Genomic DNA, 16956 nt, shown 5'->3' with positions numbered 1-16956 from the left:
TGCTGATGCATTTGCGTTCAAACAGCAAGTAGCATGCCAGCCCCTTAAAGCGTGCGGATGCGCTCTTTTTTTGCGCACTTCCTGCAATAGAGGCGCTAATTTAGGACATCCGATTTTTTTGATCGCACCATTTCAGTGCGTAAAAGCGTATTAATCTGGGTTAAAGGAACGTCCCGCCCCCCAAAAACCTATAAATTATTCCTGAAGGGTTGCTCTGGAACACTTTGTGCATCGCACCAAAAGAGAGGACTTTCAGGAATGAAACTATGCTGCAACCTATTCTGTTTTTGGTAAATGCAGGTGGCAATCGCCTCATCAGTACAATAATCGCTGCCCTGCTGTTTATCTCTGTGACGACGGTTAGTCTGACAGATACTCAGATCTATGGCTTACCGCCCCTGCTTATCTTGGGATATATCATCCTTGGCTACCTACGCCTGATCACTCAGGACCTGCAAACCATTACCGTACAACTCAACGGATCCGATACCGATCCAGCAGCTGAGATTGTTGGCCCTCTTTCAACACTGGCCTTACTTATTACCACGCACATAAAGGATAGGGAGCGGAAAAACTCAGAAGCCGCAGAGATCGTCGATGAGATCAGCTACTCAGTCGAAGAGCTGTCCAACAATGCGAGCAATGTCGCGCAAAATACCGATCAGCAATCACAGGCAACCGCCTCCACGGCCGCCGCTGTCACCCAAATCAGCCATAGCGTTGAGGAAGTGACACGCCACATCGGCGATACCCTCACCGCCGCCCGCTCAGCCCGTGATCTGTCGGTTGAAGGCATAGGGGTGCTGGTCCCGACCCGCAACGAGGTCACATCCGTTGCCCAACTGGCATCAGAAACATCGTCGCTCTTTGCCACATTACGGACACGTTCGGACAAGATCTCATCCATGTCTGAATTTATTCGCGATCTGTCGGACCAGACCAACCTGCTCGCCCTGAACGCCGCGATCGAAGCCGCACGAGCCGGCGAGCACGGCCGCGGATTCTCAGTGGTGGCAGAAGAGGTACGTGCTCTGGCACAACGCAGCCACGGGGCTTCCGTCGAGATCAGCAGCGTGATCAACGGGATTCAACAACAGATGAACCTGCTGAACGATCAGATGGAGGCCGTGGTTTCCAGCAGCGAGCGTTGCGTCGAAAACACCAATCAGGTCGAACAGGCCCTCAACGATATCACCGAGCGCACCGAGATGGTGTCAGACCAGATCAGCCAGGTGGCGGCGGCCGTTGAACAGCAGGAAAGCGCAACCCGGGATATCTCACAACACATTGAACAGGTTGCAGCCGTTGCCCAATCCAACAGTGACATGGCGGGCGAAACCGCCCGGGTCGCCCGTCATATAGCCAACCTTACCCACCGTTCCACCACAGGAGGTGCCGCATGACCCTCTCGGAAAACGTCATCATCTTTGTCATTCCGGCCGCTATCGGATTTGCGCTTATTGCCGGATTGCTACGGCTACGGCACAACCGTATTCGACGCGCTCAACAACTACGTGGCCTGGAGTGGTTAGAGAAGCTGCGCTTTGTGCTGGCGCACCTGCAGCAGCATCGTGGCCTAAGCAGTGGTTATATTGCCGGAAACCCTGCCTTGCAGGACGACCTGAACAACCTGCACAACGTGATTCGCCGTGAGATGGAAGTGATCAATCGAGTGGATGAATGGATTCGTGAAAACAGCCGCTGGCAAGGAATCGAGGAACACTGGCAACGCCTGACCACGCGCTTTAAGTCGCTGGAGCGGGACGACAACATCAACCAGCATAACCGCTTGCTGACCAACCTGATCTACCTGATCGAGGATATCGCTGAAACCCACCACCTGACAGCACTCTGCCAGCAAAAGGAGCAGGGGCAGCGGGTGTGGCATGACCTTCTGGTCGCCGCCGAACACATCGGCCAAGCCAGGGCGATCGGTACGGCAATTACGGCCTCCGGCCAGTGTGATAGCGTATCACGCATTCAGATGAGCTATCTGAGCAGTAAGATAGAGATGACCAGCCAGAACCTTCTGGGCAACCTGGGCCTGCCTCAGCAAGCTCAGCACAAGCTGAAGGAGTTGATTCAGTGTATTCAGTACCGCGTTCTGGTGGATACACCAAAGATTGAATCCAAGATCTACTTTAACTTGGCCAGTGGCTGTCTGGAGGAGATCTTCACCCACTATGACCGCGAGATCATCTCACTACGGGAGCGCGTGCGCTAACCGAGTTAAAAGAGCCCGGATTAGGAGGAGCAGACACAAAAAAACCACCGGGCAACACCCTGTGGTTTTTTATTAGCTCGATCACAAACCCTGAGGTGTTACTCACCACCCCGGCAGGTTGGAGACATTGGTGCCGGTGCGCCACGCTTCTCCCACTCATCCTGGGTATACAAATGCATTGCCAGCGCGTGCACGGGCGACTGCAGCTCTTCTGCCAGCAGACCGTAGATCACCTGATGACGCTGTACCAGGCGTTTGCCGGCAAAATCATCGGATACCAGCGTCAGCTTAAAGTGGCTGTCGGTTGCAGGACCGGAGTGCATATGGCTCTCGTTTTCAATTTCCATATGCTGTACGGCAATACCCGCCTGCAGTTTCTGTTCGATTGTTGCCTGAACACTCATGCTTACTTCACTCCAGCCTGAAGAATCTAATGTTTCTCATCGTCCTGGTCGGCCCGTTCGGTCGCCAGTTTGAGGAATTTCTTGTGGATCTTACGTGTTGCGAACCAGACGACCAGCACCACTATCGGCACCGAGATCCCCACCGTCAGGCTCTTATCAATCGGGACACCGCTATTATACAGCGCTTCGATCAGATACTTGAGCAATCCGACCAGGTAATAACTGATCGCCGCCACCGACAGGCCTTCCACCGTATGCTGCATCATCAGCTGGATCTTGGAACGGCGGTCCATCGACGCTAGCAGCTCCTGGTTCTGTCCCTGAATCGACAGTTCAACACGGGTACGCATCATATCCGACACCCGGTCGATACGGCGGGACAGGTTTTCCAGACGTTCGCTCACCGATTCACAGGTTCGCACCGCCGGTGTCAGACGACGGGTCATAAACTCGGTGATGGTTAAGTGTCCGGAGACCTCGTCCTCTCGCAATTCTGCCAAGCGTTTGAGTACCAGGTCATGGTATGCGCGGGTGGCACTGAATCGGAAAGTGGTGCGTGCACGACAGGCTTCGACCCAGGCCGCCATATCGGTCAGCTTACCCAACAGGATTCGCTCATCCAAGTCGCCGTTGGCCGCCAGGTTACTGGTGGTTTCCGCCAGCTGGCGATCCATATCGGTCAATTCCGGGTTGTACTTCCTGGCCAGTGGCAACCCCAGCAGCGCCATCAGGCGGTAGGTTTCGATCTCCATCACACGCTGGGTCAGACGACCTAACTGGCTGTCACTCATCCTCTTGTTGTAGATCAGGAAGCGGCCAAAGCCGTCACTGTGCAGACGGAAGGTGGTCCACACCCGGGCATCGCCATCCTGTGGACTACTACCCACCAGACGCATACCCTCGAAGAAGCTTTTGACTACCGGCAGCGGTGGCTCCGGTTGCTGGCGTGCATCTTCAATGGCGACGTGGAAAGACACCACCACGGTGCCCGGCAATGCTCTTAACCACTCCTCCGGAATCCGGCTGATGCCAGAACAGTCGAACGGGTCAGCACACGCCTCCACATCCAGATTCACGAACGTATAAGTGATGAACTCCAGATGCTTTTCACGACGAACACGGACCTGCCCAAAGTCCGCTTCGTAACACACGCCATCTTCTTCAGGCGCCCGATGCCCGAAGTGTTCGTAAATCTTCTGGAAGTGCTCAAATTCCTGCTCGCGGGATTCATTCGGAATCTGTACCGCGAGGAACGTCAGCCGCGACGGGCTGGGGATAACCTGAAAGGGACGCGAATGCAGCTCGTCGTACAGCGCGCCCCGTAAAGGATGCAGGTCCAATCCATACGGATTGTTGGGCAGTTGATCCATCTATCTGGGCTCCGTAATTTACAGGGCCTCTATTGATAGCGTTCTTGAACATTTTTCGCAACCGCACAGAGGTACCAATCCTCTCCATCCTTGGGTGCAGCAGAACAGGTGTTATGGCTCCAGTACAGCCGTCATCAGTGGCTGAGAGGCCAGATCCAGCGCCATCACCTGCGGTTTTACTTCAAACCACTCAGCAAACAGTTCCTGGCTACGCGGCTCTGGCCAGGCATCGGCCATCTCGTCCCAGGCGGCCAGTTCGTTTTCGAAGATTGCAGCCCAGTGCGCAGCCAATGCTGCGTCAAAATCGGCGTCACTCTCCACTTCATCGATCAGGTACACGGTGCCTTCACGCTGATGTTCTTCAAGGGAAAGGGTTTGGTTCAGTCCTTCATCATCCTGCTCCAGGCTGTTGGCCCAATCCACAAATGGCTGTTTGGGAGTCACGGCAAATGCGGAACGATTTAGCAGCTTCATGGTTCTTATCCTGCGGTTTCTATATACTGTTCGGCTGTCTAATCTTCCGATCACAGCCCGTTAATGATCATACGTGTTCTACCCCAACTCAACAGTCGCCAACAGTGGATCGACTTCTGCCGTCGCGAAACACCTTATTGTTTCGTCGACCAGCCTGAGTGCCTGGTAGATTTTCAAAGTACCCATCTGCAGATCACCCTGCTCTCCAACCGCACCCAAGGTAAGGATGCGATCAAGTACAGCCTGGGTTCACGTCGTTCTGTGGAACCGGCCTGGAAGCTGATCCGTGCCTGCAACTGGGACCTTTCGGCCGTGGTCGCAGGTCTTGAGCAGATGGATTTCAGCAGCAACGTACGCGATAACTCCCTGTTGGGGGTACACACCGATCTCACAGCACGGAAGTTTTTCTCCAAGGAGCGCTCGGTTGTAGCACCTTCCAAAGTCGGCCTGCTAAAGCCACTGAAGATCGCGCCGGAGATCTGGCACGCGGAAAACCTGTTGCGCCTGCTTGCCAATGGCCAGTACCAAGACCTGCGCAGCGAGCAGATCGCGCTGCCGGGTACTCAGGGCAACACTTCATCCGGTGGCATTCCAGTCCCTTCGATCAACAGTCTGCGTCTGATGCTGCTGGACAGGCCTTGGGAGTGGATCGGCCAACCCCACGGTGATCGCTTGCATCTGTTCCGGGAGCGTCAGCCGATGGTCAGCCTGATCCCTGACTTCACCCCCCCGGGGCCTCGCCTGAAATCAAAAGGAAACGCCCGCCAGCAGTACCTCTGAACGAGGTGCCACTCAACGGGCGTTTTCAATCAGTGCGCTGAACGCTGAACCGGTTTAAACCGGCTCAGCTTCCGTATCAGCTGTTGTTTCTTCCAGTTCGTTCCGTGCTTCTGCTTCCGCCGCGTCGATCTCTTTCATGATCTTCAGCGGGTTATCGGAGTTCAGCAGTTCACGTCCTGCAGTGGTTGGGAACTCCACATCCACATCCACGACACGGCCATCACGGCAGACGTTAATGATGGTGTCCATGCAGGAGCTGAGCAGAGAGTACTTCTCATCCGGTGCCGCGATGATGGTCTGCAGACCCAGATCATCCATGAAGCCCAGAGAGGTTACGGTGTTCTCGGAGTCCAGCTTGTTGAACGCCTCATCGAACACCGCCAGGCTCATACCGCCCAGCGGCTTACCATCGGCACTCTCGCGCAGACGGTAGGTTGCGCCCTGTGCTGCTGCAATCGCCACGTAGAACGGTACCTGGTGCTCACCGCCGGAACCGGTCTTGATACGCTGGGACAGCGTGGTCTTACGGTTACCTTCCAGGTCACGTACCACCAGCTCGAAGTTGTAGAAGTTACGGTAGTCCTGCAGCAGGCTGCTCTCGCCTTCGTCCTTCAGTACGTCGTGGATCTTGGCCAGTGCATCCTGGTGCGGTTTATCTTCGTCGAACTTCATGTCGAACAGGGAACCGACATTCGCCTGATCGATGCGGGTGTAGGCTTCCACCAGCTCCAGAATGTCTTTCAATTCCGGGTTTGGCATCATTTCGAAGCTGTACATCTCGCGGTGGAACGGACGGTTCTTCAGGTGCTGGTTCAACTCGCGGATCAGATCCTTGATCTTGTTGATCTGGTCGTTGAGGTGCGCCACGAAGTCGGAACGGAATGCGGTTTCTGCTTCCAGACGGGCACGCTCCGCTTTCTGGCTGTACTGTGCCAGTTCAGAATCGCGCAGTGCCTGCATGGTTTCGTTTACAAACGCTTCCAGCTCCTCATGGGTGGAATCCGCACTGATCTTATCCAGCTGCTGATGACTCAAGCCACCACCGTGGTAACGGGCCTTGTACTGTGCCACGGCGTCACGCACACCGTTTTTCTTCTTCTCATGCAGCGACAGTTCGGACTGCGCTTTCTTCGCCGCTTCAAAGATAATGCGCTCCAGCTCACCGCTGCAGGACTCATCCAGGTAATCGCGTTTTTCCTGCGCAGACTGTGCGTCGAAGACTGGCTTCTCTTCACAGACGGTACGTGCCGCCGCGTGCTCTTCCAGCTCCTGCGCCAATACTTCCAGCGCCGCTGTGTCTTTGATCATCGCGGTACGGACTTTCTGCAGCTTGTCCATCAGGGACTTCTGCTTCTGTTCGGTCTCTTTCTGCAACGCAACCAGCTCGGTAATGCGGTTCTGGATACCGGTGTCGTCCTGGTTGTGCAGATCAATCACGGCCTGACGGTAGCCTTCGATCTCGGTGTTCAGCTGTTCACGCTGGGTCACCAGATCAAATACACGCTCGTTCACACCCGCCAGACTGGTGGTCAGGCTGATCAGCGCATCACGCAGTTTCTCCAGGGAGTCGTGGTTTTTGCCCAGTTCGGTGAACTCGGACACCATCTGGTCGACCTGTTTACCCTGGATCTCCAGCTGGTTACCGCGACGGCGGATACCCATGATCGGCTGCTGTTCGTTGATCGCAGTGGTGGAACCTTCGGTCTGCAACATGCAGTCATAGGTCAGTGCACGTTCGTGACGCAGCAGCTCGGTTTCGGTTTCAACCGCCATCACCCCGCCCAATGCACGGTTCATGTACGCGCGGGCATGATCGTTGTCGGTATCGATGAAGTACGCCAGGGAACCGGCTTTGTATCGATCCAGCCACTCAGAAGACTTGGTGGTGTTAACGATACGGCAGCCCTTCAGGTGACGGCCCTTACGACGGTACAGGGTGATCGCTTCTTTCACCCGGTCCGGCTCAACGATCAGCGCTTCACGACGGGCTCCCAGGAAGGATTCCACAGCGATACGCCATTTGTCGTCGTTGATATCCACCAGCTCACAGATCGGCGTGGATTCGATGCCATACTCTTCCAGCAGCTCCATCAGCTCGCGGGTGTTACGACGTACCGGCGCACGCCCCTGCTTCAGCTGCTCCATGTTGCTCTTCTGGCTCTGGATCTCGCTGCGCAGTTCGTTCATGCGGATTACGGAGCTTTCGAAACGGCGGGCGATATCGCGGCGCACCGCATCCACACTGTTCTTCAGCGCTTCCAGGTTCTGATCCACTTCCACCGGGTTCTGCGGCCATACCGCACCCATCATGTCCTGACCGGCACGCCACAGCTCAACCGACTTTTTCACCACCGGCAGGAAGTTCTCCGGCAGGTGTTTTTCGTAGTTGGCGAAACTCACCGCGGTGCGCAGCAGGTTGTAGACGTTCTGCACACGCTCTTCCACCACACTGTGTTCGTGGGTTTTGGCGGAAATCGTGGTTTCCAGCGCTTTGATCTTGTGAGCAGAGTCGGTGTTGTTCAAGTCCGCGCGGGCTTCCGCCAGCTGCTGCATCACCGTGTTCAGCTCTTCACCGGTGTTTTCCAGATCCTGCTGCAGCTGCTGCTCTTTTTCCTGGTTGGTTTCGAGACGCTCTTCCGATTCCTCTTTCTTCAGGTCGGCATTTTCAAAGCGGCTCTCGTGGACCACCCACTCGTATTCCACGGCGTTCTTAACGTTACGCTCGATACCCTTACAGGCGTCCTGAACCTTTTCCAGTTCAGCGATACGATCAGAGACCTCCTTGGTCTTCTGCTCCATCGCCCGGTATTCGTCCAGGGACTTACGGAACGCACCCACGTGCACGATGTTCTCATCCAGTACGAACTCACGAATAAAGCGGGTCGGGCTGTCGATCGGCACGAACTTGAGGGCGTTTTTGAAGTTCTTGATGAACTTATCGTCATCGTTCGGCATCTGCGGGTCGTAACTCAGATGCGTCACCATCTCGCGGATAAAGCGGCTGGCGCGTTTCTCCAACACCATATCCGGGCACTGCTTCAGCAGGTTGTCACGCACATCGGTCCACGGGCGTGGCAGGCGACCTTCACCCTCTTTGGTCGTGAAGTCATCCAGGTGTATGGAAAAATCCGGCAGGATAAAGCGGCCCAGGATCTCTTCGTCCGGCGATGCGGTGGACGCACTGATGGCGATACCGATACAGCTCTCTTTTGCGGTTTCCGTATCAAAGAAGCTCAGCGCCATATAGCTCAATGAGTCTTCACGCGCCGTGCTCTTCTTGCCGTCACCATCCAAGAAACCCAGACAGTAGGTGCGCAGGCTACGCTCACTCTTTTCACCGGCAGAGGCGTTAAAGCTCAGGTGGCGTTTGTGACCACCCATCAGCACTGTCTGGATCGCATCCAGCAGGGAGGATTTACCGGAACCGTTGGGTCCGACAATGGCTACGCTGCCTTTGATCGGGATCTCAATCGCGCCCAGTACATACCAGTTAACCAGTACAATTCTATTGAGCTGCTTCATCGGCAACCGCCCCTTCTGTTTCTTCGTTTGCTTCCGCCGCAGCTTCGGCTTCAATTTCTACTTCGTTCTCGCACAGCCCTTCCAACTGTCCGATATAGTCTTCAACCACCACCTGACGGATCACCGGATTGATGCTCAACGGCAGGTTCTTCGGATCGGTCTCATCCGGTTTACCGCGTTCGATCACCCCATGACGGGAGAACAAAGACAAGATCTCTTTCATCCGAGTCTCGTTAGGTAGCTCTTTACCGGTCAGGTTCTCGTAGGTGGTGAGCAGCTCGTCTGTGCTGGTGAACGCTTTGCCAGCATCCACTTCAAACGCTTCCAGCTTGGTCTCGTACACCTGGCGCAGGCAGAGTAGCAGTAGGGATTCATCCAGCTTCAGACGCATGTAGCGCTCTTCACCTTTTGGCAGGATGCCCATGTAGGCTTCGTCCGGCTGATACACAAAGCTCCAGCCGATCGCTTCCATCAGGTTGGTGAAATAGTCCACGTGGGACGCCACCAGAAAGTAGGCCTCACGGTGTGCGGGACGATCCGCATAAAGGAACTGGTGGGTCAGCAGCTGGTTGGCAGCCCGCGCGAAGTCTGCGGCCTGGTACTTGTCACTGCGACTGATGATTTTTTGCAGGTCACCTAACATCTAGCGTTTCCTTTGGATCACGAAGTCCCGACACTCAACCATGCCGGCAACATTGACATACTGTTCTTCAAAACGGATCTCGTACTTATCGATCGTTTTGCGGGCTTTTTTCCCCATCGAAGGCAGGTGGCGTACATAACTGAAGCAGATGTAGTCTTCGATGGTCTGGATATCGAATTCACCGGCGCTGATCTGATCGCGGCCGATCAAGTTGCGCTCCAGGTACATCTCCACCTTATCCGGCGTTACCTCACGGCGATCTTTGTACTCTTTAAACAGACGACGCAGTTCCAGTACACGCGGATCGATCTCAGCCTGGGTGATAACACGAGGCGCAGCCTGTACACGGCGACGGATCGGTGAACGCACACTGCGATCACAGATAAAGCCCTGTGTCTCCAGCGTGGTAATTGGCGGCAGCTCGCAATCATCCCGACGGGCGATCTCGGTGATCGCACGGGAGATACGGGCCGCCATGCCCGGTGTGGTTTTGTCCATGTAGCGGACGGTATCCGCCACGCGCTTCTCGAGGCGATAACGGAAGTCGTCAATGGTCGCCAGACGCTGATCCACCGACTCGAAGATGCGGATGATACGGTTGATGTGCTGGTGCACCATGCTTTCCGCATCGTGGTAGTCCGTTTCGTACTGCTCCTGATAGTGCTTGGCCAGCAGATCCACTTTATAGGTGTCGAACTGCAGCTCGCGCAGCATCGCCAGAATCTGGCGGCGGAAACGGAACGGGTTGTTCTTGGTTTTCAGCGTTTTGTAGTCGGAGACCAGGATGTGCTCTACGAAACGTTCGAAGAAGTTACGTACGATCTCCTGCGGGTTGTTGCTCTGCGACAGGTTGATCTTCAGCTCACGCAGGCCCAGCATCATGTCGGTCAGGTGGGCACTGAAGTCAGACGCGGTCTGCGCCGCTTCCGCCAGCGTGATACCACGCCCAGCCGGATCGTTGATCGCCGCTTCCATGGAGCTGAGTACGTTCAGTACGGCACCACCGTAACTGCGTTTTTCCAGCTTGGAGATCGATACCAGGGTTCGCAACAGGAAGCTGATCGATGGTGACAGCAGCACATAGGTGCGGTACACCCGCTGCTCCTCTTCCAACCAGCCAGTTGCTACCAGACGACGGTAGATGCGATTGGCGTAATCGCTGCTGGAGCGCGGCATCTCGACCTGCTCTTCGCCCTCTTCCTCTTCCGGCACCCAACGACGAATACCCATACGGACAACCGTATCTTCAATCGAGGAACGCACCAAGTCTTTCGGGACGAAGGGATCAATCAGATCCTCATCAAAAAACAGATCCGCCAGGGACAACAATACCACCTGATAGATCTGGCGGTTTTGCCCCGAGAGCGGCATGAATAAGTCATCAGGCAACTTATGAAAGAGCATCTGAACCCTTAAATTCTTTTCGCTGTTGGTGTCTGTTTCCACAGACCGAAGTGATGGATTCTAGCCCAGCCGGAGCTGACAAAAAAGGGATAACCGGACTTACCTGAAGGACTTTCAGCTAAGTGGAAGAAACCGTTCAATTACTGCCCTGTTCAGCCTTTGATTTTGTGCGTTAATTACCCGAATCAACACCGGAAACAAAAAAGCCACAGTAGATAAGTTATCCACTATGGCCTTATATCAAAAGAACTCGGGCTCAGGCCGTAACGCTACGCGCCTTGGCATCCTGCAAACGCTGATAAACCTCCAGCATGCGGCTGTGATTACCAAACTGGCACAGACGCCCATCATCACACGGCAGATCAGACAGCACATCCTCACCCTTCAGCATTTCAAGGCTACGGTCTACATATTCCTGCTTGTGTGCCAGGCGCAATACAGATTCATATTTCGCCAGATTACGCTCACCATCCAGTTCGAAGGCAAGACACTGGGCCAAACAAAGGAAAAGCGCACTGCGCTCCTTGGAGACTTCACCGTACTGCAATGTCCATTCAACCCATGTCAATGCAGCTTCCAGGTTATCCACCATCAGGTTAAGCAACGCTTTCAGCTCGCCCACCCGCATGGTTTCCCATGGAGTATCCGGGTCAGTCACGATACCGAGGAATTCGGCAACCAGGCGCTGATCATCCACCGCCAGGTCTTCCAACTCTTCCAACAGCTCTTCATAAGCTGCGCGATCCAGCGCAGGCAGATTCAGGCATCGCTTACGCAGCGGCACACCTGCAGCGTTGTTATCACGCACCAGTGTTTCAACCGGATAGATCTCTGACATGCCTGGCACAATAATCCGGCAAGCATACATGCCGAGGTGCTCGTAGTCGGTGATATAGATGTCCATATCAACGCGGTGGATCAGATAACACAGGTGGTCAAACTCAGCTTTACTGTCACCTTCGATATTCCACTCGGTGTATTCGTAGTCACTCTCACCCGCCAGCAGATCCCAGGCCACGATGCCGGTCGAATCAATAAGGTGGGTTTCGATGTTTTTCTGATCCGCTACCGTACGAATATCCAGACTTGCCGGAGCAAATGTATTCAGCTGTTCCAGCGTACGACCACGCAACAGTTCCGTCAGTGCACGCTCCAGCGCCATTTCAAACTTAGGGTGCGCACCAAACGAGGCTACAACACCACCGTTTTCAGGATTCAGAAGGGTGACGTTTACCAGCGGGAATTTTCCGCCCAGGGATGCATCCTTAACGACGATGCCAAAGCCTTTCTCCCGCAACGCATCAATCGCGGCCTGTGCCTGTGGATAACGCGCCACCACCTCATCCGGAATACCCGGCAGACTGATACCCGATGAGATGATCGTATTCTTAATATGACGTTTAAAGATTTCGGACAACGCCTGTACGCGGGCTTCGTACTTGCTGTTACCTGCAGCCATGCCATTGCTGGCATATAGGTTGCCGATAATATTGATCGGGATCCAAACCTGATCACCGGTACGCTGGCGCTCAAATGGGATCGCACAGATGCCACGGGTGGCATTGCCTGAATTGGTATCAACCAGCATCGGCCCTTTCAGGTCATCGCTGAAGTTGTAATGATGCAGAGTCGGCTCATCCAACAAGCCGGCAGGAATATCATCCCCTTCCAACGGGAACCAGCGCTCGTTCGGGTAGTGCACAAAGTTGCCTTCGGAAATGGCACTACCCAAAAAGTATCCGGTAAAGAAGTGATTGCAACTCAGACGCTCAAAAAACTCACCTAAAGCGCTGGCCAGAGCCGCCTCGCGGGAAGCACCTTTACCATTGGTAACCAATAATGGGCAATTACGGTCGCGCACATGCACAGACCATACGTTAGGCACTGGATTCAGCCAGTTTACCTCTTCGAGATCAAAGCCCAGCTGACGCAACCCGTTGGTCATTCGAGTAATCGACTCGTCTACCGGAGCGTCTTTACCAAGAATTTGGGTCATTCTGAATCATCCTCTGTTGGGATCACACCAACGTTTATTTTTCGAGTTACGCCTGAGGGATCAGCCTCGGGCAACTACTGCGGCAAAGAATATTCCGCACCAACTCTTTTTTATATGTGACGGCGTAATACAACCAGATACATCTTTAGTATGAATCGGCCCCTCTTGATCAGACTGACTGACTCATAAGTGGTCGATTATAACGTAAATAGTGGAGCAACTGTGATCAACTGATCTTATTGAAATTATTTGAAAAAAAACGCTTGACGGTCCCCGGGGGCATCATTAATATACGCCGCCACTGGTTGAGACGATTCCTCGATAGCTCAGTTGGTAGAGCAGTAGACTGTTAATCTATTGGTCGCTGGTTCGAGTCCAGCTCGAGGAGCCAACCTCGGTATCAATCAGTAAAGTAAGAGCTTAAGTGTTCCTCGATAGCTCAGTTGGTAGAGCAGTAGACTGTTAATCTATTGGTCGCTGGTTCGAGTCCAGCTCGAGGAGCCAAGTCGGAGTGTAGCGCAGCTTGGTAGCGCATCTGCTTTGGGAGCAGAGGGTCGGGGGTTCGAATCCCTCCACTCCGACCATCACATTAACTTACAGAACACTTTATAATGATCTGTAAGTCATCAACATCAAATCGACACACTTGCTGTCCAATGATGTACATCGTCGGAGTGTAGCGCAGCTTGGTAGCGCATCTGCTTTGGGAGCAGAGGGTCGGGGGTTCGAATCCCTCCACTCCGACCATCTATATTTTTTCCTCACCTCAAATATATCTATACAGTCTATTAAGAACACAGGCGTTTGTGAGGGATGAGAACACCCGAAGGGGAGTCCAAACCGAGCGAAGCGAGATCACGGAGCGCAGCGACGGCCCGCAGGGTGAGGCGCAGCCGAATAATCCCTCCACTCCGACCACTTATCACATATCAGCACCCCATTCTCTCTACTACAGCCCCCTACTTTCAGTGTTAGAATCCTTAAGTGAATTTATCTAAGGACTCCGACTAAGCAATGGCATTTCTGTGTGGATACGAAATCATCAATGAGGTGGCAACCGGTGGTTTTTCAACCGTTTATCGCGTACAGGAAACTGAACCTCCGTACCGTGAATTTGCTGCCAAGAAATTTAATGATGTCAGCGACCACGCCGTTTTTGAACAGGAAGTCCTTTCTCTCGATACCGTTTCCGGAACCCCCGGCATCCAACAGCTATTCAGAGCCATCCGCCACAAAGATGAGCTGATCATTCTGACACGCTACGTTGAGGGAGAATCCCTCAAATCACGCATTGATCGTGATGGTCCTTTGGACGAACGCGAAGCCGTTCGCATCGCCTCTTTCATTGCGGACACCCTACACCTGCTACACCAGAAAAAGACACACCACCTGGATATCAAACCATCCAACGTACTCATCGATAACAACGGGAAACTCACCCTCACCGATTTTGGTATCGCGGAACCTGCCTACAAGCAGCGCAGCGAAGTGGCCAAAACAGACTTTAGCTACACCGCACCGGAAAAATACTTTGGCCGCCAGACAGCAGCGTCTGACATCTACTCCCTCGGCGTCTCTCTCCACTACCTGGTGACCGGCGAACTACCCTTTAAAATCCACGCGACATCAGACGCCAATAAGATGCTAAACCACTGCACGCAGCCAGTGCAGCTCCCTACTGCGCTCTCCGAACCCATGCAACGGCTAATCAAGGCAATGATGGAGAAGTCGATTGATAAGCGAATCACATTAAACCGGCTGAGAGAGCAACTACAAACGCTGGATATCAACCGACTCAATAACACGCCACTTCCGAAACCCAGCAAGAACAAAGCAAACACCCCCACTGAAAAAGAGTGTTTTGCAGAAGCGGCACGACGAAATATTCCATTTGGCCAGTATCGTTACGCTCTGCTCTGCGAAGATGAGAATAAAGAGGAAGCCCTCTATTGGTACGAGCAAGCAGCCAACGCAGGCTTCGCCCGCGCCCAGAACAACCTGGCATTGCTACACATGAACCTCGGTAATACTCAGCAAGCCGTGAGGTGGTACACAGAGGGCGCCAAAGCCGGCAACGCTTTCAGCCAATACAACCTGGCACGCCTGTACGACCAACAGAATGACACCGAGAAAGCCAACCACTGGTACGAACGAGCCGCCAACAGCGGTCACGATCGCGCACAGAATACAGTTGCGATCCGCTTGGAAAACGACCAGCAACTGAAACGCGCCTTCTCGCTCTACCAACGCTCCGCATACAGCGGCTTCAGAGCTGCACAGTTTAATCTGGGACTAATGTACGAGAATGAGCGCGCGCCCCTAAACGGCACAAACCCAAGAGAGATGGCGAAATTCTGGTATGAGAAAGCCGCTGCACAGGACCACAGCAAGGCCCAAAAACGCCTGCAGCGGCTTTAATCAGGCAATAAAAAACTGCCGCACATCGATGTCACAATTAGACAAAGATCTGTGGCAGTTTTTTACCAAATAGACCCGAGCTTAAATTACACCCACTCGATCAACTCCAGGTTGGCGAACGAAATTTCCGATCCGTCAGCAAACGCCACAGCACCCGAGCTATTCGCATCCAGTGCGAGCGACTGATCTGCAACATCAAAGTCCTGACGCTCGCCGTTCGCATAGATAACAAAGCTGTTAAATGCCTGGGTTTCAAACTTAACTGTATCAACCCAACCACCTTCACCGCCGTCGAAGTAATCTACGCCGCTGTGCGCAACAAAGATATCTGCCCCCTCGCCACCATAGGCCGCATCATTACCTTCACCGCCATACATCTCATCATCGCCGAGACCACCATGGAGCGTATCGTCACCCTCACCACCGACGAGCACATCAGCGCCTTCGCCGCCCAGCATAGTGTCATCACCCAGATCACCCAGTAGCGTATCGCTATCTACGCCGCCTACGATGTAGTCATCACCACTACCGCCATCTGCGAAGTTTTCTCCGGAACCGGTGTGGATAACATCGTTACCCTCACCCGCTTTCAGAATATCATTGCCCGCATCGCCGAAGAGAACATCATTACCACCCTCACCGTAGAGGATGTCATCTCCATCGCCACCTTCAAGCACATCACGATCTGCACCGGAGTAAATAATGTCATTGTCTTTACCGCCCAGGATTACATCTTCACCATCACCGGACAGGATTACATCATTGCCGTCACAGCCCATGACGAAATCATCGCCATCGCCCGCAACTTTGTAGACATCATCACCTTCACCCAGGTAAGCGGAGTTATCACCAATCGCACCTAGGACAATATCGTCGCCCTGGTATGTCTGAATGATCTGCCCGCCAGCCTGGTCGGACATCACATCATCACACATCGTACCAGATACTACGGCCTCTCCTGCCAGGCGCCCGTCAACGACATCAGTCTGGCAACCCACCTCTCGCATCGCCGGGTCATCACAAGGACGACTACCGTTGTCGTTGGAGCCATTGTCCTGACTCCCGTCATCGGAGCCGCTGTCCTGGCTACCATCATCGGAGCCATTGTCCTGACCGCCGTCATCGGAGCCGTTGTCCTGACTGCCGTCGTCGGAGCCGTTGTCCTGACTGCCGTCATCGGAGCCGTTGTCCTGACTGCCGTCATCGGAGCCAGTGTCTTGCGAGCCGTTGTCGCCGGACCCGTTATCCTGACTACCATCGTCCGAGCCGTTGTCCTGGCTGCCGTCATCGGAACCGTCGTCTTGTGATCCGTTATCACCGGAGCCATTGTCCTGACTGCCGTCATCAGAACCGTCGTCCTGGCTGCCGTCGTCGGAACCGTTATCCTGACTGCCGTCATCGAAACCGTCGTCTTGTGATCCGTTATCACCGGAGCCATTGTCCTGACTGCCATCATCGGAACCGTTGTCCTGACTACTGTCATCGGAACCATCGTCTTGTGATCCGTTATCACCGGAGCCGCTGTCTTGGCTACCGTCGTCGGAACCGTTGTCCTGACTGCCATCATCGGAGCCATTATCCTGGCTGCCGTCGTCAGAACCGTTGTCTTGTGAGCCGCTATCGCCGGAACCGTTGTCCTGGCTGCCATCATCGGAGCCATTGTCCTGACTACCGTCGTCGGATCCGATGTCATGGCTGCCGTCGTCGGAACCGGTGTAGAG

At 54.1% G+C, this 16956-nt stretch carries 11 protein-coding genes, 4 tRNA genes, 1 other RNA gene and 1 pseudogene; 9 read left to right on the top strand and 8 right to left on the bottom strand.

The window, feature by feature from the left end; translation table 11 throughout:
- The first annotated feature begins 266 nt into the window (after positions 1-266).
- Together ACEQ15_RS05970 and ACEQ15_RS05965 are read left to right on the top strand one after the other, a co-directional pair.
- Positions 267-1403, top strand: coding sequence for a methyl-accepting chemotaxis protein (locus tag ACEQ15_RS05970; protein ID WP_370278172.1), 1137 nt, complete (start codon positions 267-269; stop codon positions 1401-1403).
- Positions 1400-2224: a nitrate- and nitrite sensing domain-containing protein gene (locus tag ACEQ15_RS05965; RefSeq protein WP_370278171.1), complete on the top strand. Its 825-nt coding sequence runs from the start codon at positions 1400-1402 to the stop codon at positions 2222-2224. Before ACEQ15_RS05970 ends, ACEQ15_RS05965 begins: the two co-directional genes overlap by 4 nt.
- A gap of 98 nt (positions 2225-2322) precedes the next feature.
- Here the strand turns inward: ACEQ15_RS05965 and ACEQ15_RS05960 are convergent, their stop codons facing one another.
- From ACEQ15_RS05960 to ACEQ15_RS05950, 3 genes are all read right to left on the bottom strand, one after another.
- Entirely contained in the window at positions 2323-2628 is a 306-nt protein-coding gene (locus ACEQ15_RS05960) for a BolA family transcriptional regulator (protein WP_282353782.1), read from the bottom strand.
- 26 nt (positions 2629-2654) lie between these two features.
- Positions 2655-3998 (bottom strand): DUF3422 family protein, encoded by a 1344-nt coding sequence (locus ACEQ15_RS05955; RefSeq protein WP_370278170.1) that lies wholly within the window; start codon positions 3996-3998, stop codon positions 2655-2657.
- 111 nt (positions 3999-4109) lie between these two features.
- Positions 4110-4472, bottom strand: a complete 363-nt coding sequence (locus ACEQ15_RS05950) for a hypothetical protein (RefSeq protein ID WP_370278169.1) — start codon at positions 4470-4472, stop codon at positions 4110-4112.
- Between the two features lie 63 nt (positions 4473-4535).
- On the opposite strand from ACEQ15_RS05950, the gene ACEQ15_RS05945 reads away from it, so the two are divergent.
- Positions 4536-5252, top strand: coding sequence for a hypothetical protein (locus tag ACEQ15_RS05945; protein ID WP_370278168.1), 717 nt, complete (start codon positions 4536-4538; stop codon positions 5250-5252).
- A gap of 54 nt (positions 5253-5306) precedes the next feature.
- On the opposite strand, the gene ACEQ15_RS05940 is transcribed toward ACEQ15_RS05945, so the two are convergent.
- From ACEQ15_RS05940 to ycaO, 4 genes are all read right to left on the bottom strand, one after another.
- Complete coding sequence (locus tag ACEQ15_RS05940; protein WP_370278167.1) at positions 5307-8774, bottom strand: SbcC/MukB-like Walker B domain-containing protein; 3468 nt, start codon at positions 8772-8774, stop codon at positions 5307-5309.
- The gene (locus tag ACEQ15_RS05935; protein WP_370278166.1) at positions 8758-9417 is read right to left on the bottom strand and encodes a DUF4194 domain-containing protein; all 660 of its coding nucleotides are present in this window, start codon (positions 9415-9417) and stop codon (positions 8758-8760) included. Before ACEQ15_RS05935 ends, ACEQ15_RS05940 begins: the two co-directional genes overlap by 17 nt.
- Complete coding sequence (locus tag ACEQ15_RS05930) at positions 9418-10821, bottom strand: Wadjet anti-phage system protein JetA family protein (protein ID WP_370278165.1); 1404 nt, start codon at positions 10819-10821, stop codon at positions 9418-9420. It abuts the gene before it with no gap.
- A gap of 256 nt (positions 10822-11077) precedes the next feature.
- Entirely contained in the window at positions 11078-12817 is a 1740-nt protein-coding gene (gene ycaO, locus ACEQ15_RS05925) for a 30S ribosomal protein S12 methylthiotransferase accessory factor YcaO (protein WP_370278164.1), read from the bottom strand.
- A 315-nt stretch (positions 12818-13132) separates the two neighbouring features.
- On the opposite strand from ycaO, the gene ACEQ15_RS05920 reads away from it, so the two are divergent.
- The 6 genes from ACEQ15_RS05920 to ACEQ15_RS05895 all read left to right on the top strand — a co-directional run bounded on the left by ACEQ15_RS05920 (position 13133) and on the right by ACEQ15_RS05895 (position 15235).
- Positions 13133-13208 (top strand) — tRNA-Asn (locus ACEQ15_RS05920).
- Positions 13209-13245: 37 nt separating this feature from the next.
- Positions 13246-13321: transfer RNA gene (locus ACEQ15_RS05915), tRNA-Asn, on the top strand.
- A 3-nt stretch (positions 13322-13324) separates the two neighbouring features.
- Positions 13325-13401 (top strand) — tRNA-Pro (locus tag ACEQ15_RS05910).
- Between the two features lie 86 nt (positions 13402-13487).
- A tRNA-Pro gene (locus ACEQ15_RS05905) sits at positions 13488-13564 on the top strand.
- Between the two features lie 46 nt (positions 13565-13610).
- Positions 13611-13735: non-coding RNA, RtT sRNA (locus ACEQ15_RS05900), on the top strand.
- A gap of 96 nt (positions 13736-13831) precedes the next feature.
- Positions 13832-15235, top strand: a complete 1404-nt coding sequence (locus ACEQ15_RS05895; RefSeq protein WP_370278163.1) for a serine/threonine-protein kinase — start codon at positions 13832-13834, stop codon at positions 15233-15235.
- An 86-nt stretch (positions 15236-15321) separates the two neighbouring features.
- On the opposite strand, the pseudogene ACEQ15_RS05890 reads toward ACEQ15_RS05895, so the two are convergent.
- Positions 15322-16956: pseudogene (locus tag ACEQ15_RS05890) on the bottom strand (hypothetical protein); the annotation flags it as partial.

It is taken from the genome of Pontibacterium sp. (assembly GCF_964228735.1).
Taxonomy (GTDB): Bacteria; Pseudomonadota; Gammaproteobacteria; order Pseudomonadales; family Balneatricaceae; genus Pontibacterium.
The sequence above is the reverse complement of the archived record's forward strand: the minus strand, read 5'-3'. Positions and strand labels throughout refer to the sequence as shown.